Genomic DNA, 20,310 nt, shown 5'->3' with positions numbered 1-20,310 from the left:
GCCTCCTTCTGCTTCCCTTCCCGGACAGGGCTCAATCCGCAACTGCGGTCGCGGATTGAGCCCGCCTCCGCAGAATCCGCTCGAATTCTCTGAAAAATACCTAGAAAACCTGCAAATCTCCCCGCGCCGTTTACACCAGGTTTACATCGCCGGTGTAAAACGCCTGTTTGGGTACTGCATTCACAACCGGTATCAGGGAGAAACACCGATGGCCACCGCGACCTTTATCGACCAACTATACGAACAGATTCTGGGCCGCCCGGCCGATGAGGGCGGCAAGGCCTTTTGGCAGAACGAACTGGACAGCGGCACGCTGAACGCCGCCGAGCTGACTCAGGTGCTGATCGACAGCCAGGAGTTCAGCGAAGTCGTGGCGCCGGTCGCCCGGCTTTACTTTGCCGCCTTTGACCGTATCCCCGATGCCGGCGGACTGAACTTCTGGGCACAGCAGGCCCAGAACGGCGCCTCGCTGCTCGATATCTGCGCCAGCTTCATGATTTCCGACGAATCCCAGACGCTGTACGGCGCCGCCGAGGATGACAGCGCCTTTCTCGATCTGCTCTACCAGCACACCTTCGACCGCGCACCCGATGCCGACGGCAAAGCGTTCTGGCTGGACGCGCTGACCAACCAGGGTTCCAGCCGTGCCGAGGTATTGGCCAGCTTTGCCAACTCCGCTGAGCTGATCGAAGCCAAGTCGGACGATATCGGTGTGATCGCCCAATACGCCGGCATCCTGGGGCGCGAGCCCAGCCAGGCTGAGATCGACAGCGTACTGGCCAGCGACAACCCGGTCGGCGAGATCACCAAGCTGTATGCCAACGAAGAGTACAGCGGTGTCGACGTACCGGGGCTCTCCAAGGATGGCGTGGTAGTCGACGGCTATTTCAGTGGTGCCACCGTCACCCTGACGGTAACCGAAGTGATCGACGGCGTCGAAACCACCCGAGTGGAAACCCGCATCACCGATGAAAACGGTCATTTTGACTTCGGCGAAGACGCCGGCTTCGGTGAGCTGACCATGACCGGCGGTACCGACATCTCCACCGGTGCGCCGTTCGAGGGCCGCATGAGCGCGCCGGCCGGCGCCAAGGTGATCAACCCGCTGACCACCCTGATCGACAGCCTGGCGAAAAGCAATGCCGGCAGCAGCACCGCCGTCGCCGATGCCCAGGCCGCCCTGGCCAGCAAACTCGGCCTCGATTCCGGTATCGACCTACTGAACTACGACCCGGTGAAGGAAGCGCTGCGCACGGATACCGACAGCGCGGCCACCGGCCAGGCGCTGAAGGTGCAGGCCGCCGCCGCCCAGGTCAACACCCTGCTGAGCCAGACCGCCGCGCTGCTGGACGGCGCCGACCTGGTGGCCGACGAAGCCGCCGGCAGCGAAGCCGCGGTCGCCGCCGTGGCCGAACTGCTCAAGACGCCGACCGACACGCCGCTGAACCTGGCCGACGCCGATACCGTCAAACAGCTGCTCAGCACCGCCGCCGGCAAAACCGGCGCGGACAGCACCCAGCAGGCGCGCGTCGACGCCCTGGCCGACGACAGCGCCCAAAGCATCGCCAAGCTGAACAAATCGATCGATGACGCCGTCGCCAGCGGCGCCGATCAGGGCAGCACGCTGGTCAAGATCGCCCAGGTGCAGCGCGTAGCCGAGGAGATCGAAGAGCAGCTGGAGAGCGGCGCGGAAAACAATGACCTGAGCACCGTCAAGGACCGCACCACCGACAGCACGCTGCAGGATGCCATCGACGACGAAGCCGATAACCTGTCGGTCGGCGACGGCACCGGCGCGGTTTACCAGCCCAAGCCGCAACCCACCCCCAATCCCGGTCCAGCGCCAGACACCCAGGCCCCCACCGCCAGCGTTACCGCCGCCGCCATCCAAAGCAGCGGCAGCGCCACCGTGCGCAGCAGCGAAAAAGGTACCGCCTACCTGGTCAACAGCAACATCACGGTAACTAAGCTGGCCGATATCACTGGCGCCAACGACGATCTGTGGAACAGTGTTGCCATCACTACCGCCAATACCGATACCGAACTGGCGGCAACAGGTTTGAGTGATGGTACTTACAAGGTCTACACGGTAGACGCCTCGGGCAACCTCAGCACCGCCTCGACCAACAGCGTGACAGTGGACACTACCGCACCCATGGTTGATGCCACCACGCCAATAGCGGCAGGCAGCAGTACCGAGGGTGGCAGCTACGATGCCGACGACAAGTTCACTCTGAAGTTCAATGAACCGGTGAAGGTGTCCAGCCTGACTGCGGGCGATATCACCGTAAGCAACAGCCACAGCCTGGGCACGGGCGCCGCGCTGGCGGCGAGCGATGCCGTTGACGGCTATGCCCGCACCTTCGAACTTACGTTGGGCAACGGCACGACCGTGGCGGTGAAAGATACGCTGACCTTCACGGCGGCAAAGGTTGAAGATGCGGCCGGTAACTCAGCGTCCAGCAATGCGGTCTTTACCGTACCGGCACCGCCGATTATCGACCTGGGCAACTACGGCAAGCTGATCGCCCCGGTGAATGTGGATGGCAAGTGGTACTACCACTGGGACCGCTCCGGCGACGGCACCAGCGCCGACAACGGTAGCCTGAATAACGGTTACGACACTGTCAGCCATGACGTGCTGGACAGTATTTTTGTATTCGATATTGATGGCAATCAGAAAACGGGCGCGACCGATAACAATAATGACGGCCTGTACGAAAACGTAGATACCGACAATACCTACCGCTATGCCGAGCTAAATAGCGTTAAACTGGCACTGCCGACCATGGGCGAATCGTCGGTAATCCAGGGCCCTCGCCCCGGCACGGCAGTCAATAACACCCCAAACGGTGAAACCAACGACACCTATGACGACCTGCTGGCGATATGGGATGCCCATAATGGCACAGAAACGAATACTATAATCAACGGCGCCCCCTCGGACTGGAAGTCCAGCAATTACTGGTCGGCCACACCATCGGGTTCGGGCCACGCCTTCATCAATCTGAACGTTGGCACCGTCCACGATGACCACGACGCCTTCAATATGAACGTTGTGTTAGAGTTGGTTGATACCGTCGCTCCGACCGTAACCTTCACCGCCGCCACCATTCAACCCGGCGGCACTGCCACCGTGCGGAGCAGCGAGACCGGTAGCGCCTACCTGGTCAACAGCAACGTCACGGTAACCAAACTGGCCGATATTACCAGCGCCGCCGACAACCTGTGGAACAGCGTCGAGATTACCGCTGCCAACAGCGATACCGCATTGGGGGCAACGGGCTTAAGCGAGGGTACTTACAATGTCTACACGGTGGATGCGACGGGCAATCTCAGTGCCGCCTCGACCAACAGCGTGACCGTGGACGGCACAGCACCCACGGTTGATGCCACCACGCCGATAGCGGCGGGCAGCGGCACCGAGGACGGCAGCTACGGCGTCGGCGACAAGATCACTCTGAAGCTCAATGAACCGGTGAAGGTGGCCAGCCTGACTGCGGGCGATCTCACCGTAAGCAACAGCCACAGCCTGGGCACGGGTGCCGCGCTGGCGGCGAGCGATGCCGTTGACGGCTATGCCCGCACCTTCGAACTTACGTTGGGCAACGGTACGACCGTGGCGGTGAACGATACGCTGACCTTCACGGCGGCAAAGGTTGAAGATACGGCCGGTAACCCAGCGTCCGGCAATGCGGTCTTTACCGTGCCGGCACCGCCGATTATCGACCTGGGCGACTACGGCAAGCTGATCGTCCCGGTGAATGTGGATGGCAAGTGGTACTACCACTGGGACCGCTCCGGTGACGGCACCAGCGCCAACACTGGCAGCCTGAACGGCGGCAAGGACGATGCCACGCACGATGAGCTGGACAGTATTTTTGTATTCGATATTGATGGAAATCGGAAAACGGGCGCGACCGATAACAATAATGACGGCCTGTACGAAAACGTGGACACCGACAATACCTACCGCTATGCCGAGCTGAACGGCGTCAAGTTGGCGCTGCCGACCATCGGCGAGTCACCACTTACCGAGAACTCTCGCCCCGGCACTGCGGTCGGTAACAACCCGGCCGGCGAACCCAACGGCACCTACGACGGCCTGCTGGCGATCTGGGACGCCTATAATGGCACGGGGACGGGTTTTGACCTCAACGGTACTCCCTCGGGGTGGAATCCCTTCTCCGTCTACTGGTCGGCCACACCGTCGAATTCGGGCCACGCCGGTATCTACATGGAATATGGCTTCGTCCAGGACTACGAAGACAGCTATCCCAATACCCTTTACGTTGCATTGGAGTTGGTTGATACCGTCGCCCCGACCGCCACCGTCACCGCCGCCACCATCAACAACAGCGGCAGTGCCACCATGCAGAGCAGCGAGATCGGTACCGCCTACCTGGTCAACAGCAACGTTACGGTAACCAAGCTGGCCGATATCACCGACGCTAACGACGATCTGTGGAACAGCGTGGCAATCACCGCCGCCAACAGCGATACCGCACTGGCGGCAACGGGCTTGGTGGATGGCAGCTATAAGGTCTACACAGTGGATCCGACGGGTAACCTGTCATCGGCCGCCAACGGCACGGTCACCATCACCCCACCGCCCCCCATCGAGCTTTCTGCAATCGCCGCCGGCACAGGCGGTTTCGTGATCAACGGCGAGGCGGCAGGCGACACCAGCGGCTACAGCGTCGCCGCGGCCGGCGATGTCAACGGCGACGGCCTGGCCGACCTGATCGTCGGCGCCCTATACGCTGACCCGAACAATACCTCAAACGCCGGCAAAAGCTATCTGGTATTCGGCAAGGCGAATAACACCGATGCCGTCGACCTGGCCGAGGTCGCCAATGGCAATGGCGGTTTCGTGATCAACAGCGAGGCGGAAAACGACAACAGTGGCTGGAGCGTCGCCGCGGCCGGCGATGTCAACGGCGACGGCCTGGCCGACCTGATCGTCGGCGCCCTATACGCTGACCCGAACAATACCTCAAACGCCGGCAAAAGCTATCTGGTATTCGGCAAGGCAGATAACACCGATGCCGTCGATCTGGCCGAGATCGCCAATGGCAACGGCGGGTTCGTGATCAACGGCGACGCGCAAGGCGACCTGAGCGGCCACAGCATCGCCGCGGCCGGCGATGTCAACGGCGACGGCCTGGCCGACCTGATCGTCGGCGCCATAGGCGCTGACCCGAACGGTAACTCAGACGCCGGCAAAAGCTATCTGGTATTCGGCAAGGCGGATAACACCGCTGTGAATCTCTCCGCCATGGGCGACGGCGGGTTCGTGATCAACGGCGAGGCGGAATGGGACAACAGTGGCTACAGGGTCGCCGCGGCCGGCGATGTCAACGGCGACGGCCTGGCCGACATGATCGTCAGCGCCCCATACGCTGCCCCGAACAATACCTCAAACGCCGGCAAAAGCTATCTGGTATTCGGCAAGGCGGATAACACCGCTGTGAATCTCTCCGCCATGGGCGACGGCGGGTTCGTGATCAACGGCGAGGCGGAATGGGACAACAGTGGCTGGAGCGTCGCCGCGGCCGGCGATGTCAACGGCGACGGCCTGGCCGATCTGATCGTCGGCGCCCCATCCGCTGACCCGAACGGTGGCTTTGAAGCCGGCAAAAGCTATCTGGTATTCGGCAAGACGGATAACACCGAGGCCATCGATCTGGCTACCGTCGCCGGCGGCACAGGCGGGTTCGCAATCAACGGCGAGTCGGCAGACGACAACAGCGGTTACAGCGTCGCCGCGGCCGGCGATGTCAACGGCGACGGCCTGGCCGACCTGATCGTCGGCGCCCTAGGCGCAGACCCGAATGGTAACTCAAACGCCGGCAAAAGCTATCTGGTATTCGGCAAGGCGGATAACACCAATGCCATCGATCTGGCTACCATCGCCGGCGGCGACGGCGGTTTCGCGATCAACGGCGAGGCGTCAGACGACAGCAGCGGCTGGAGCGTCGCCGCGGCCGGCGATGTCAACGGCGACGGCCTGGCCGACCTGATCGTCGGCGCCCCATACGCTTCCCCGAACAATACCTCAAACGCCGGCAAAAGCTATGTAATCTTCGGCGCCACCGATGGCGCCTTCAACCAAACGGCGGTGGACCAGTTGGGTACGGCAGAGGACGACAGCTTCAGTGACGGCGGCAGCGCCGCCACCCTGGTCGGTGGGCTTGGCGATGACAGCCTGACCGCCACCGCCGCCAGCGTACTCTATGGCGGTGCGGGCGACGACCGCTTCGTTATCGATGGCACCATGATCACCGCGCTTGAATCGAACTACGGCCAAGGCGGCAACGACGGCCAGCTGGCCCGTATCGACGGCGGCAGCGGACTCGACACCCTCGAACTCTCGGGCAGCGGTCTGACACTGGACCTCACCGCTATCGCCAACCAGGCCGGCGCCAACCCCACCGGAGGTAGCCGTATCGACAGTGTCGAGAAAATCGACCTGACCGGCGCGGGCGATAACCGTCTGATGCTGACGGCGGCCGATGTGATCGATATGGCTGGCTTTAACACCTTCGAAGCCAGCGGCGATTACGCCGGTCGTCACCAGCTGATGGTCGTCGGAGACGGTGAAGACAGCTTCAGAACTACCGATAGCGGCTGGAGTCTGGTAAGCAATGTCGCGATCGATGGGAAAACCTATGATGTGTATAACCACACCGACCTAGTAACCCTGTATGTGCTTGGCGCCTCCTGGGAGTTGCTTTCAGTCTGAAAACGGAAAGCTATCCATCAAGGGGCGGCCTTCCGACGCCCCTTTCTTAAGTCACATCACAGTTGTGTGCCTTGCCGTTTAATCCTGGGCTACAAGTTTCCGCGGCTCGAGGCACCATGCTGTTAAGTATCGACATAGCGGTCTTTATCTGCGCTTCGGGTGTCGTAATCCAAGGTTTTTCGATTCCGTAAATAGCATTCATCGCGCGCGGAGCGCGCTGCTACAGGCTTATAATCGCAACCTACCAACTGGCCGGCGCAACAAGGCTCGGCGGATCAAATGTAGGGCGTCACCCGGGGCGCCACCGCCGCAGGCGGTTATCAAGCGACTCGCCGGATTGACGAACCTGGCGGGGCGCGCCTCCCGCGTAGTGCGTCAGACATACAGAGAAATGATCGATATTTTCGCCTAGTAACTGTACCCACTATTCATGAGCCTCCAATCCGGCGATGAGATTTCTTTGAACAACCCGCCATCGCAGCAGACTGCTCTAGAATAGAGAGTACCTCCATCCCCTCCCAGGACCTCTCCAATGCGCAAGGTACTCGCTGCCGCTTTACTGTTACTCCCGTTATCCGGCCAGGCCGGTTGGGGTGATCTGCTGGACAAGGCCAAGGAATCGGCCGGCAGTCTGTTGCAACAGCAACCGGCTGAGCAGGGTCAGCAGCTGAGCAACGCCACCCTGATCGACGGTTTGAAAGAGGCGCTGGCGGTCGGCAGCGAACGGGCGATCGAGCGGATCGCCCAGCCGGGCGGCTATCTGGACGACAGCCAGATCCGCATCCCGCTGCCGGCCAGTATCGAAACCATCAGCGGCATCCTGCGCAAGTACGGCCTGGCCGACCTGGTCGATCAGTTCGACACCAGCCTCAGCCGCGCCGCCGAGCAGGCGGCGCCCCAGGCGACCGGGCTGGTGCTGGATGCGATCAAGCAGATGAGTTTCGAGGATGCCAAGCGGATCTACCAGGGGCCGGACGATGCCGCCACCCAGTATTTCCGCGAAAAGACCGGCCCGCAGATTGCCGAACTGTTTCGCCCGGTGATCAGCGATTCGCTGAACCAGGTCGGCGCCACCCGCTACTACAACACCCTGGCCAGCGAGGCGGCGTCACTGCCGCTGGTCGGCCAATCGCTTGAGCTGGACCTGACCGAGCATGTCACCCAGTCCGCGCTGGATGGGCTGTTCCTGAAACTGGCGGCGGAGGAGAAATTGATCCGCCAGAACCCGGCCGCCCGTACCACCGAGCTATTGAAGCAGCTCTGGGGTAGCTAGGGTGTTGGGGTTCGCTATGTTCACCACCAACCTACCATCAGGGCGCTTCTAATCGACACCCTGCGCTTTTGCGGTCTATCACCTGACCATGGCCTGGATCAGGCCGCACCAAGACCAAAGTCTAATGGCTCGTTATCAAAAAAATCGATGCTGACTGTCGGCAAGATGACGGTTTCTTCATTCACGCCCCAAAACTGCCCGGCTTACGCTAACACGCACTGTTTTCGGGCGCTTTAAAAGCACCGCAAAGCATCGACATTTCCATTTATTTTCAATAGGTTAATAAACTATTAAAAAATACGATAGTAACCCAACGCTCCTGTTGATCCTGCTTTGTCATCGCTCGGCAGGCTCCACTAGGATGGTTCTATCGCGTTGATGAGCTGTGGAGCCGAATGCAGCCATCAATGTGCTGTGTCCCGTATCGCGCCGATGGCCGATGCAAACAATAAAAACAAGTCTACGAGGACGAATAAGATGGCAGATACACATGCGAGTAGCTCCGTCGAATATGAGAAGGTATCGAACGACTACCTTCAGCAGCGCCAGCTGAAAAAAGGTGCGGCCGGCTGGATCCTGCTGGCGAGCCTGGGGGTCTCCTATGTGATCTCCGGCGACTTCGCCGGTTGGAACTTCGGTCTGGAACAGGGTGGCTTCGGCGGCATGCTGCTGGCCACTATCGCCATGGCGATCATGTACACCTTCAAGGTGCTCACTCTGGCTGAGCTCTCCTCCTCCCTGCCGACTGCCGGCGGTGGTTACTCCTTCGCACGACGTGCCATGGGCCCCTGGGGCGGCTACCTGACCGGTACCGCAATCCTGCTGGAATACGCCATCGCACCGGCGGCTATCGCCATCTTCATTGGCGGTTACGTCAACGAACTGTTCGGCTGGAACGGGCCGATGGTCTACGCCGCCTTCTACGCCATCTTCGTCGGTATCCACCTGTGGGGCGCCGGTGAAGCGTTGAAGATCATGATGGTGATCACCGCCATCGCTGCTGCGGCGATCCTGGTGTTCATCTTCGGTGCGCTGCCGTATTTCAGTGTCGACAACCTGTTCGATATCGCCCCCAACCCGGACGTGGCCGGTTCCAGCAGCTTCCTGCCGCAGGGCTACATGGGTATCTGGGCGGCGTTGCCGTTCGCGATGTGGCTGTTCCTTGCGGTGGAAGGCGTGCCGCTGGCCGCTGAAGAGACCGAAGACCCGGCCCGCGATATGCCGAAGGGGATCATCACCGCGATGATCATCCTGCTGATCTTCGGTGGCTGCGTACTGTTCCTGGCCCCGGGTATCGCCGGCGCCGATGCGATGAAAGACCACGGCGCACCGCTGGTTGGCGCGCTGCAGGCGGTTTACGGTGAAGACTCCACCGCAGCCACCTTCGTCAACCTGGTTGGCCTGGCCGGCCTGATCGCCTCCTTCTTCTCGATCATCTACGCCTACTCCCGCCAGGTGTTCGCACTGTCCCGTGCCGGCTACCTGCCGCGCTTCCTGTCGGTGACCGGCGAGCGCAAGGTGCCGACCATGGCGCTGGTGGTACCGGGCGTGATCGGCTTCCTGCTGTCGCTGACCGGCGAAGGTGACCTGATGATCACCATGGCGGTATTCGGCGCCACCATCTCCTACGCGATGATGACGCTGTCGCACATCATCCTGCGTAACAAGGAGCCGGAACTGGAGCGTCCGTACAAAACTCCGGGCGGTACTTTCACCTCCGGCGTGGCGTTCATCCTGTCGATCATCGCCTTTGCGTCCACCTTCGTGGTGAGCCAGGAAGCGGCCCTGTGGAGTGCGGTGTTCTACGCCATCATGGTGGCCTACTTCGGCTTCTACAGCCGGCATCACCTGGTTGCCCAGGCACCGGAAGAGGAGTTCGAAGCGATCGCCCAGGCGGAAGCCGAGCTGTCCAACTAAGCGATATAAGCAGGTGCTGCCACCCCGCCGGGGTGGCAGCCCGCCCAAAAACCTGAAACCTGAAACCTGAAACCTGAAACCTGAAACCTGAAACAAGCGGATTCCAGAAAGCGATTTGATTTTCATAAGAAACAGATCCCTTCCTGCAATCTGGTTCAAACAACTATAAGAAGGCACCCAAGATGATGAACCCAAGAGATGTCAAAACCGTCGCCGATGCAAAGCGAATCGTTGAAGAGCGTGGCCTGAAATACGTCAAAGTCGGCCTGCACGATATCGACGGCATCATGCGTGGCAAGTACATGAGCCGCGAGAAATTCTTCTCCTCGCTGGATAGCGGTTTCGCGTTCTGTGACGTAGTACTGGGGTGGGATTCCAACGACCAGCTGTATGAAAACACCGATGTTAAATACACCGGCTGGCACACCGGTTACCCGGATGCGCCGGTACGGGTGCTGCCGCACAGCTGCCGCGACATTCCGTTCGAGCCGGGCATGCTGCTGTTCCTGTGCGAGTTCGACGGCGAAGCCGCCAAGCTGTGCCCGCGTAACCTGCTGAGCCGGGTACTGCAGAAAGCGGACGATATGGGCTTCAGCGCCAAGGCCGCTTTCGAGTACGAGTTCTTCCTGTTCAACGAAACGCCGGATTCCATCCGCGAGAAGGGCTTCCGCAACCTGAAGCCGATCACCCCGGGCTTCTTCGGCTACTCCGTACTGCGCGGCTCAACCCACGCCGAGCTGTACCACTCGCTGCTGGAGCTGGGCGAGCAGATGGACTTCCCGATCGAAGGTCTGCATACCGAAACCGGCCCGGGCGTACTGGAAGCGGCGATCGAAGTCGACAACGCCGCAGACGCAGCCGACAAGGCGGCGCTGTTCAAGACCTTCACCAAGGTCTGGGCGCAGCGCAACGACATGATGGCCACCTTCATGGCCAAGTGGTCCAACGACTACCCGGGCCAGTCCGGTCACATCCATATGTCGCTGTACAACAAGGACGGTTCCGGCTCGGTGTTCTACGATCCGGACCAGCCGTACAACATGAGCAAGCAGCAGCGCCACTTCATCGCCGGCCAGCAAAAATTGATGCCGCAGTTCCTGGTGATGATGGCGCAGACCGTCAACTCCTACTCGCGCCTGATTCCGGGCTTCTGGGCGCCGACCGACGCCACCTGGGGTGTCGAGAACCGCACCACCGCCCTGCGCGTGATTCCGGGTTCCGCCAAATCTCAACGGGTCGAGTTCCGTCTCGGCTCCGCCGACGCCAACCCGTACATCACCCTGGCCGCCTCGCTGGCCGCCGGCCTGTACGGCATCGAGCATGAGATGGAGCCGGAAGCCCAGGTCAAAGGTAACGCCTACGACCAGCAGCACCCGCAGAGCCTGGCGTTGCCGCAGACCCTGTTCGACGCATCCACGGCACTGCGCCAGTCGGAGGTTGCCCGTGAACTGTTCGGTAACGAGTTTGTGGAACACTATGCCGCCACCCGCGAATGGGAAGGCCGCGAGTTCCGCAAACACATCACCGACTGGGAGCTGGAACGCTACTTCGAAATTATCTGATGCCGGTGGCGGGGGCGCCCCGCCACCCCGATTTGACCCGTATTATCCGGTTTAAAAAGTTACCCTGTTTAGTTGAGTGAAATTCAAATGAGCAACCAGCTGAAAACGATTTCGCCGATCGACGGCTCCGTTTACGTTACCCGTGATTACGCCTCTCAGGATGAGATCAGCCAGGCCCTGAGCAAGGCCGCCAGCGCCCAGCAGAGCTGGAAAAAGGTACCGCTGGCCGAGCGCGCCGCGATCTGCAGCAAGATGGTCGACTCCTTCGTCGCCAACAAGGAGCAGATCGGCGAGGAGCTGTCCTGGATGATGGGCCGGCCGATCCGCTACGGCGCCGGTGAAGTGGGTGGTTTCGAAGAACGTGCCCGCTACATGATCGACGCCGCCGAACAGGCGCTGGCGCCGGTGCAGGTACCGCACAAGGAAGGCTTCGACCGCTACATCAAGCGCGAAGCGCTGGGCGTGGTGTTCGTGATCGCCCCGTGGAACTACCCGTACCTGACCTCTGTAAACGCCATCGTGCCGGCGATCATGGCCGGTAACAGCGTGCTGCTGAAACACTCCGCACAGACACCGCTGTGCGCCGAGCGGATTGCCGAAGCGTTTGCAGCCGCCGGCCTGCCGGAAGGCGTATTCCAGTACCTGCACCTGTCCCATGCCGACACCGAGCAGGTGATCCAGGCCGAGCAGGTCAACCATGTCTGCTTCACCGGTTCGGTACCGGGCGGCGCGATGGTCGAGAAAGCCGCTGCCGGTCGTTTTATCGGTGTCGGTCTGGAATTGGGCGGCAAGGACCCGGCCTACGTGCGCGCCGATGCCGATATCGACCACGCGGTGGAAACCACCATCGACGGCGCCTTCTTCAACTCCGGCCAGTCCTGCTGCGGTATCGAGCGGATCTACGTGGATGCGTCCATCCATGACGCGTTTGTCGCCAAGGCGGTCGAGCTGGTCAAGCAGTACAAGCTGGGCCGCTCCGACGATCCGGAAACCACGCTGGGGCCGTTGGTGCGCGCCTCCGCTGCCGACTTCGTACGCGAGCAGGTTGCCGACGCGGTGGCCAAGGGCGCCAAGGCACAGATCGATCCGGCCCTGTTCGAGCTGGACCAGCCGGGCAGCGCCTACCTGGCACCGCAGCTGCTGACCGAGGTGGATCACAGCATGCGGGTGATGACCGAAGAGTCTTTCGGCCCGGTGGTCGGCATCCAGAAGGTCAACGGCGATGAGGAAGCGATCGCCCTGATGAACGATTCCGAGTTCGGCCTGACCGCTTCGGTATTCACCAAGGATATCGAAGCCGGCGTGGCGATCGGTGAGCAGGTCAACACCGGCACCTTCTTCGTCAACCGCTGCGACTACCTGGACCCGGCACTGGCCTGGACCGGCGTCAAGAACTCCGGCCGCGGCTGCACCCTATCGACGCTGGGTTACGAACACCTGACCCGACCGAAGTCGTTCCACGTTAAGAAAAGCGTTTAATTTATTGTTTTTTAAGGGATTAGGTCGCGCACGGACGAACTCCTGTAGGAGGGGCTTCAGCCGCGACCTGAGACGGCTAACCGCCCCCCTGACCGGTCGCCCACAGAGTGGGCTGCTACAACGCACGGAACCGTAGCAGCGGGCTCCGACCGCGACCTGGGGCGGCTAACCGGCTCCCCGACCGGTCGCCCTCGGAGCGGGCTGCTACAAGGTACGGAAGCGTAGCAGCGGGCTCCGACCGCGACCTGGGGCGGCTAACCGCCCCCCTGACCGGTCGCCCTCGGAGCGGGCTGCTACAAGGTACGGAACCGTAGCAGCGGGCTCCGACCGCGACCTGGGGCGGCTAACCGGCCCCCTGACCGGTCGCCCACAGAGTGGGCTGCTACAAGGTACGGAACCGTAGCAGCGGGCTCCGACCGCGACCCGGGGCGGCGAACCGGCCCCCTGACCGGTCGCCCTCGGAGCGGGCTGCCACAAGGTACGGAACCGTAGCAGCGGGCTCCGACCGCGACCCGGGGCGGCGAACCGGCCCCCTGACCGGTCGCCCTCGGAGCGGGCTGCTACAACGCACGGAATCGTAGCAGCGGGCTCCGACCGCGACCTGGGGCAGCTAACCGCCCCCCTGACCGGTCGCCCTCGGAGCGGGCTGCTACAAGGTACGGAACCGTAGCAGCGGGCTCCGACCGCGACCCGGGGCGGCGAACCGGCCCCCTGACCGGTCGCCCTCGGAGCGGGCTGCTACAAGGTACGGAACCGTAGCAGCGGGCTCCGACCGCGACTTGGGGCGGCTAACCGGCCCCCTGACCGGTCGCCCACAGAGTGGGCTGCTACAAGGTACGGAAGCGTAGCAGCGGGCTCCGACCGAGACTTGGGGCAGCTAACCGGCTCCCTGACCGATCGCCCTCGGAGCGGGCTGCTACAACGCGCGACCCGACTTGAAACAATGAAGGCCGTCCACATGACGTCCGACAACGCAGAAAAATACAAACGGCCCGGCGCGATGTACGCCGGTTCCCGAGGAGAGATATGCATGAGTTACGAAAACCTGAGCGGTAACTGGAACTATCCGAACAGCATCCGTGCCGGCGCCGGCACCATCGGCCAGCTGGCCGATTGCTGCAAACAGCTGGGCATGGGCGCGCCGTTGCTGATCACCGACCCGGGCCTGGCCGCCCTGCCGATGGTGGAAGCGGCGGTTCAGCAGTGCCGTGAAGCCGGCCTGAACTGCGGCCTGTTCAGCAACATCAAGGGCAACCCGACCGGCCAGAACGTGATGGATGGCGTGGCCGCCTACCAGGCCGGCAACCATGACGGCGTGATCGCCTTCGGTGGCGGTTCCGGTCTGGATGCCGCCAAGGCGGTGGCACTGATGGTCGGCCAGGACCGTCCGCTGTGGGATTTCGAAGATGTCGGCGACAACTGGACCCGCGTCAACGAAGCCGGCGTCGCGCCGATCGTCGCGGTACCGACCACCGCCGGCACCGGCTCCGAAGTGGGCCGCGCGTCGGTGATCACCGATGACGCGAACCATATCAAGAAGATCATCTTCCATCCGAAGATGCTGCCGTCGCTGGTGATCCTGGACCCGGAGCTGACCGTCGGCCTGCCGCCGAAAGTCACCGCCGCCACCGGTATGGATGCCCTGTCGCACAACCTGGAAGCGCTGTGCTCGCCGTTCTACCACCCGATGGCGGAAGGTATCGCCGTGGAAGGTATCCGGCTGGTCAAAGAGTACCTGCCGACAGCCGTCGAAGACGGCCAGAACATCGAAGCGCGTATGCAGATGATCGTCGCCTCGGCGATGGGTGCCACCGCGTTCCAGAAAGGCCTGGGCGGCATGCACGCCCTCGCCCACCCGCTGGGCGCGCTGTACGACGCTCACCACGGCATGCTGAACGCGATCCTGATGCCGTACGTGCTGAAAGCCAACCGCAACGCCATCGAAGAACGCATCGAGCGCAGCGCACGTTACCTGGGCCTGGAAGACGCCAGCTTCGACGGCTTCCTGAACTGGGTGCTGGCACTGCGTGAACAGGTGGGCATCCCGCACAACCTGCGCGCAATCGGCATCGACGACAGCCAGGCCGACAAGGTGGGCCAGATGGCGACCGAAGATCCGAGCGCCGGCGGCAACCCGATCCAGTTCACTGCCGAACAGTACGCCGATATCTGTCGCCAGGCTGTACGCGGTGAACTCTGAACCCGACGGATGGAGAATCCTATGATTATTGGCATCCTGCAGTGTGATGACGTACTTGAGCAACTTCAGCCCGAGTTCGGCAACTACCCGCAGATGTTCGAGCAGCTTCTGCGACAGGTCAGGGACGACCTGGAGTTCCGGGTATACGACGTACGCAAGGGCGAATACCCGGCCGATCTCGACGAGTGCGACGGTTACCTGACTACCGGTAGCCGGCATGGCGTCAATGACGGGCTGGCCTGGGTCGACGAGCTGGAAAACTTCGTGCGCCGGCTGCACCAGGCCGGCAAGAAGTATGTCGGCATCTGCTTCGGCCATCAATTGCTGGCCAAGGCGCTGGGTGGCCGGGTCGAACTGTCGGAACGGGGCTGGGGCTGCGGCGTGTCGTTCAACCAGATCACCCATGAGCGGGGCTGGATGGAACCCTACCAGCCGGAGTTGGATCTGGTGGTCAGCCACCAGGATCAGGTCACCCTGCTGCCGGAAGGCACCCAGGTGTTGGCGTCCAGCCAGTTCTGCCCGTACTACATGATCCAGGTCGGCAAGAACATGCTCGGCATCCAGGGGCACCCGGAGTTTTCCCGGGCCTACTCCGCGGCACTGACCAAAACCCGGCGGGACCGGATTCCAGCCAACCGGGTGCGTGAAGCGCTGCATTCACTGGATGCGGAGGTCGATGACCTGACCACCACCCAGTGGATCATTAACTTCTTCGAAAGTTGACCCTCCGCCGGCGCACTGCCGGCACTCTTTGCGAACCGGATTGTCTCTGCTGAGGGGCTCGGCAATCCGGTTCGCGTTCTTTTAGGCCTTCCTTTAGATAACGACAGCCTCGTCAGGTGTGGCGCAGTCCGCGGGTGTCGCCGTGTAGCAGCGGACTTGGCATGCCCCTTGGGTACCGACCGCGACGGGTGCGGCACGGCCTTCGCGTGTCGCCCTCGGAGCGGGCTGCTACGACAAAAACCCTGTAGCAGTGGGCTTGGCATGCCCCTTGGGTATCGACCGCGGCGGGTGTGGCACGGCTCGGCCCCTGTAGGAAGGGCTTCAGCCACGACCGTTCTGGCATGGCTTGCGGGTGTCGCCCTCATATCACCTTCTTTCTGTAGGCGGCACTCATAGAGAACCGGCATCGCCGGCAACTCCCGATAAAGGGATCGAGAAAAAATTTTCCGCCCCCCTGCATCCAAATGCATCCGGCCGACGTTTCCTCAGATACAAACCTCAACTCTTGGGAAACACTCTATGAAATCGATCAAGCCTCTCCTGCCGCTGCTCCTCACCGGTTCTCTGGCCGCCTGCGCCTCCAATGCCCCCGAGCAGGCCAGCCAGGCGCCTGCCGCCGTACAGCACACCCAGCTGGGATCGGTATGGCGCACCGCCGATGGCAATACGCTGTACACCTTTGCCAAGGACCAGCCGGGCCAGTCCAACTGCTACGGCCCCTGCGCCGAGAAATGGCCGCCGTTCATTGCCAGCGGCGATGCTGCGCCGAGCGGCGAGTTCGGACTGATCGAACGTAAGGACGGCAGCCGACAGTGGACCTACCGAAACCAGCCGCTGTACAGCTGGATCAAGGACCGCCAGGCAGGCGATACCACAGGTCACGGCGTGAAAAACATCTGGTTCGTGGCGCGCGCCGATGAGGTGCCGGTCAAGGTATACCAAACCGCAAACGCCAGCATACTGACCGACAACCGCCAGCAGAGCCTCTATACCTTCGACAAGGACAAGGCGGGAGAGTCGAACTGTTACGGCAAATGTGCCACCCTATGGCCGCCGCTGCAGGCCGCACAAAACGCCAAGGCCAGCGCCCCGTTCAACATCGTCGAACGCCGCGACGGCAGCTACCAGTGGGCGCTGAACGGCAAGCCGCTGTACACCTGGATCAAGGACAGCAAGCCCGGCGATATCAGCGGCGACGGGGTAAAAGGTGTCTGGCACCTGGCGCACCAGCCCGGCAACTGAGCGTCCGGTAACGGAACGTAGCAACCACCGGTCGGCCCCGTGCCGGCCGGTCTGACGAGGATTCGCAATTGCATCCGGACCAATGGAACCGTCAGGTCGAAGCCTGTCTGGCCCAGGTGAAACTGCAACACCGCCCTGCCTTCGAGGAGCTGTACCGGCTGACCAACGGCAGGCTGTACGCGCTGACGCTGAAGATCATCCCGGACCGGGAGCTGGCCGCCGACGCGCTTCAGGAGAGCTATGCCAAGATATGGCGCAATGCCGACAGCTACCGCAGCGATCTGGGCGGTGCCTGGGCCTGGATCTGCCAGCTCACCCGCAACACCGCCATCGACTGGATCAGGCGCTCGGAACGACGCCCGGAAAGCTCGGACGACCCGCTGATCGGCCAGCTGATTGGCGATGACAGCGGGCTCTGGCAGCAGCACCATGACCTCAGCCGCTGCCTGCGAAAGATCCGCGAAGAGCCCCGTACCGCCATCGTCTCGGCCTACCTGTACGGTCTGACCCACGCGGAGCTGTCTGAACGGCTGCAAACCCCTTTGGGCACACTGAAATCCTGGATTCGCCGGGGATTAAAGGAGCTGCATCAATGCCTGGAAACCTGAGATACCGGCAACCGCATGTGCGCGAGCACCTGGCCAGCCACTACGTGCTGGGTACCCTGTCTGAACGGGTACGACGCCGTTGCGAGCGGCTGATGCGACAGGACCCGGAGTTAGAAGCCCTTGTCTACGCCTGGCAGGACCGTATGAATCAGATCAACGATGAACTGGCCCCCGTCAAAGCACCCGAGCGGGTCTGGCGGAACATTCAGACGCAGCTCGACAGCAACCGTGCCGCAACACCCCGCAAAACCGGCTTCTGGGCACGGCTGTCGGTCTGGCGCCTGGCCACTGCGCTGCTGCTGGTTGTGAGCCTGGGCCTGTTGCTGAAACCGACGCCGACCAGCGTGCAGGCGGTCAACTATATGGCGATGATGCAACCGGTATCCGCCCAGGCGGAGCCGACAATGATCATCACCGCCTACAAGGGCGACGCCCCCGGCCGTTCGCACCTGCATATCCAGTGGAACGAACGGCTGGACCGGCAGGAGCTGGCCGGCCTGAACCTCTGGGCGATCGACCGCGACAGCGGCGAAATCACCGCACTGGGCGCCCTGGCCCAAGCGCAATCGACCCGGCTGCTCAGCAAACCGGAGTGGCTGGCGATCAAGAACAGCCGTGAACTGCTGGTTACACGGGGCAGTTCACCCGATGGCCCGGTCCTGTTCCGCGGCCCCTGTCTGCAGCTGAGCCCCTGGGAGGATCGGGCCACACCCGGTTGAGCGTTTGCTGTCTGGGATAGAGCGGCCCGCGATCTTGCGGGCCGGAACTGAAGGTACAGGAGGTGCCAGCGTCGACATGATCCGGCGCTTTGATTAACTGGGTGCTCTAATCGCGGAGAACCCTTGCAGTTGGACGATGTCGTTTTGGCTGATAGCGCCGCAATAAACGGATAAAGGTAGCAAGCTATACTTTTGAGCGAAGCGAACAAAGCGTACTATCTTTTGCCCGACCTTTTAACTACCTTGTTAGCCGTTTTATTTTTAGTCCTTTAGTTTAGCTATAAACCCAAAATAGACACAGACAGGCAACATAACAAAACACCAAATTATGGCGAAATAGAATTTTACCGGATTACTGTTCACTGTGACCGTAATCTCTCGCCCCATGGTGTTGTATGAAAACGAACCATCAAATATCAATTGATACAAGAACACACTAAAAGCAATTCCAAAAGCTCGTGCTACCCAGCGCATATTTTTATCTACAGTCATCTCAAACTCTCCGAGTACAGCTAATACCCAAATCAGGTATTCCGTGGGTGTCAGCTGGATTTACTTGTCCCGGAGGCTATTGAAGCGCAACAGTGGCTACCCTGCTGGATCGGCGGGCATGGCACGGTGCCGTATGAACAGAATACGCAGCAGTCGCCAGGCAGGGGTTTAAGCAGCGTGCCGCAGGCTTCACATTCGTAGTACCACTGGCAGGCATCCGTTGGCATGGTCACGGTCTTTTCGTGACCACAGTTTGGACAGCGGATGGTCGAGCTCAGGCGGATCTTATCGCTCATTTTGCCTCCTTGTGCATTGCCGTTCGCTGACAGGTCCGTTGTGGCGGCGACAGCAGATTCCATATCGCCACCGTCGACATCAGCAGCAGCGCCGCGTAGAACAGGTAGGTGCTCCAGGCACTGGTCCAGAACAGGTATAAGGTCGCCAATACCATAACAGGCCCGGCGCTGGTAAGCATGCCGCGCAGATGCCGTTTGTGCGACCACCAGGAGGCCAATGCGGCGAGCAGCGCAACAGCCGCAAACAGCGGCAACAACCGGTTGATAAAGACCCCTTCGAACTGCGCCAGAAACCCCATTCCCAGTGCGGAGCCGAGGGCACCCAGTACCGGAAAGCATGATGCACACCCCATCGCCGAGACGACGGCCCCCAGTGTGCCCAATTTTTCGCTCAACGCTGATAGCTGCATAGCTGTCACCGATCCCCTCAAAGAAAGCCTTGCATATATAGACTATAAACTCCGTACCCGGGTACGGACGCAAGCCTGCGCTACGGTTTATCTGAGATGGCGTCGATGATCGGGCAGGAGCTGCCGGATTCGTTGCGTTCGCAGGAGGTTATCAGCTGCTCGAGCGTGGTGGCGATCGCCTTGAGGTCCCGAATCTTGTTTTGCACATCAGCAAGCTTATGGGTGGCCAGTTGCCTGGTCCGGTCACAGTCCCCCTGCTCAAGTGAAAGAAGCACCTTGATCTCTTTAAGGCTAAAGCCCAGCTGCTTGGCGCGCTGGATAAAATGGATCTGCCGAATATCCCGTTGGCTGTAGGTACGGTAGCCGGCAGCGGGTTTCACCGGTTCCGCGAGAAGGCCAATCCTCTGGTAATACCTGATCGTCTCGACGCCAACTCCGGCTTGCTTTGCGACTGCACTGATGGTCAGTTTGCGCATGGTTTTCCACTGTTAAAGCTGATTGGTTGATGATACCGATTACTTGCATATTCCGGCCCATCGTGAACAGCCATTCCGGCGGAACGTGAACACCGATTCTGGTTCAACGTGAACACCCATTCCGGCCGAAGCTGAACACTTGTGCCCAATTTCCGGAATCGCCGTTCA

The 20,310-nt window shown here is 61.4% G+C and carries 13 protein-coding genes; 10 read left to right on the top strand and 3 right to left on the bottom strand.

What is annotated here, in order from left to right:
• Positions 1–208: 208 nt before the first annotated feature.
• From K6T12_RS21705 to K6T12_RS13630, 10 genes are all read left to right on the top strand, one after another.
• Positions 209–6,745, top strand: coding sequence for a DUF4214 domain-containing protein (locus tag K6T12_RS21705; RefSeq protein WP_222223431.1), 6,537 nt, complete (start codon positions 209–211; stop codon positions 6,743–6,745).
• Between the two features lie 532 nt (positions 6,746–7,277).
• Positions 7,278–8,018, top strand: coding sequence for a DUF4197 domain-containing protein (locus tag K6T12_RS13670; RefSeq protein WP_222223430.1), 741 nt, complete (start codon positions 7,278–7,280; stop codon positions 8,016–8,018).
• 477 nt (positions 8,019–8,495) lie between these two features.
• Positions 8,496–9,935 (top strand): ethanolamine permease, encoded by a 1,440-nt coding sequence (eat, locus tag K6T12_RS13665; RefSeq protein WP_222223429.1) that lies wholly within the window; start codon positions 8,496–8,498, stop codon positions 9,933–9,935.
• A gap of 182 nt (positions 9,936–10,117) precedes the next feature.
• Entirely contained in the window at positions 10,118–11,497 is a 1,380-nt protein-coding gene (locus K6T12_RS13660) for a glutamine synthetase family protein (protein WP_222223428.1), read from the top strand.
• 87 nt (positions 11,498–11,584) lie between these two features.
• On the top strand, positions 11,585–12,976 hold the full coding sequence (locus K6T12_RS13655; protein ID WP_222223427.1) for an aldehyde dehydrogenase family protein: 1,392 nt from the start codon (positions 11,585–11,587) through the stop codon (positions 12,974–12,976).
• A gap of 1,030 nt (positions 12,977–14,006) precedes the next feature.
• Positions 14,007–15,176 carry an iron-containing alcohol dehydrogenase gene (locus K6T12_RS13650; protein ID WP_222223426.1) on the top strand — a complete coding sequence of 390 codons (1,170 nt, stop codon included), beginning with the start codon at positions 14,007–14,009 and terminating at the stop codon, positions 15,174–15,176.
• Positions 15,177–15,197: 21 nt separating this feature from the next.
• Positions 15,198–15,899, top strand: a complete 702-nt coding sequence (locus K6T12_RS13645) for a glutamine amidotransferase-related protein (protein WP_222223425.1) — start codon at positions 15,198–15,200, stop codon at positions 15,897–15,899.
• 519 nt (positions 15,900–16,418) lie between these two features.
• The gene (locus K6T12_RS13640) at positions 16,419–17,141 is read left to right on the top strand and encodes a hypothetical protein (RefSeq protein WP_222223424.1); all 723 of its coding nucleotides are present in this window, start codon (positions 16,419–16,421) and stop codon (positions 17,139–17,141) included.
• 68 nt (positions 17,142–17,209) lie between these two features.
• Positions 17,210–17,749: a sigma-70 family RNA polymerase sigma factor gene (locus tag K6T12_RS13635; protein WP_222223422.1), complete on the top strand. Its 540-nt coding sequence runs from the start codon at positions 17,210–17,212 to the stop codon at positions 17,747–17,749.
• Positions 17,734–18,468 carry an anti-sigma factor gene (locus K6T12_RS13630; RefSeq protein WP_222223420.1) on the top strand — a complete coding sequence of 245 codons (735 nt, stop codon included), beginning with the start codon at positions 17,734–17,736 and terminating at the stop codon, positions 18,466–18,468. The genes K6T12_RS13635 and K6T12_RS13630 overlap by 16 nt, the downstream gene beginning before the upstream one ends.
• Positions 18,469–19,010: 542 nt before the next feature.
• On the opposite strand, the gene K6T12_RS21765 is transcribed toward K6T12_RS13630, so the two are convergent.
• The 3 genes from K6T12_RS21765 to K6T12_RS13620 all read right to left on the bottom strand — a co-directional run bounded on the left by K6T12_RS21765 (position 19,011) and on the right by K6T12_RS13620 (position 20,142).
• Positions 19,011–19,256: a GDCCVxC domain-containing (seleno)protein gene (locus K6T12_RS21765; RefSeq protein WP_315853607.1), complete on the bottom strand. Its 246-nt coding sequence runs from the start codon at positions 19,254–19,256 to the stop codon at positions 19,011–19,013.
• Entirely contained in the window at positions 19,253–19,651 is a 399-nt protein-coding gene (gene merC, locus K6T12_RS13625) for an organomercurial transporter MerC (RefSeq protein ID WP_255611727.1), read from the bottom strand. Before merC ends, K6T12_RS21765 begins: the two co-directional genes overlap by 4 nt.
• 95 nt (positions 19,652–19,746) lie before the next feature.
• Complete coding sequence (locus K6T12_RS13620) at positions 19,747–20,142, bottom strand: MerR family transcriptional regulator (protein ID WP_222223418.1); 396 nt, start codon at positions 20,140–20,142, stop codon at positions 19,747–19,749.
• Positions 20,143–20,310: the final 168 nt, after the last annotated feature.

Origin of the sequence: Marinobacterium arenosum (genome assembly GCF_019795155.1) — a bacterium.
GTDB classification, from domain to species: Bacteria; Pseudomonadota; Gammaproteobacteria; order Pseudomonadales; family Balneatricaceae; genus Marinobacterium_C; species Marinobacterium_C arenosum.
The sequence above is the reverse complement of the archived record's forward strand: the minus strand, read 5'-3'. Positions and strand labels throughout refer to the sequence as shown.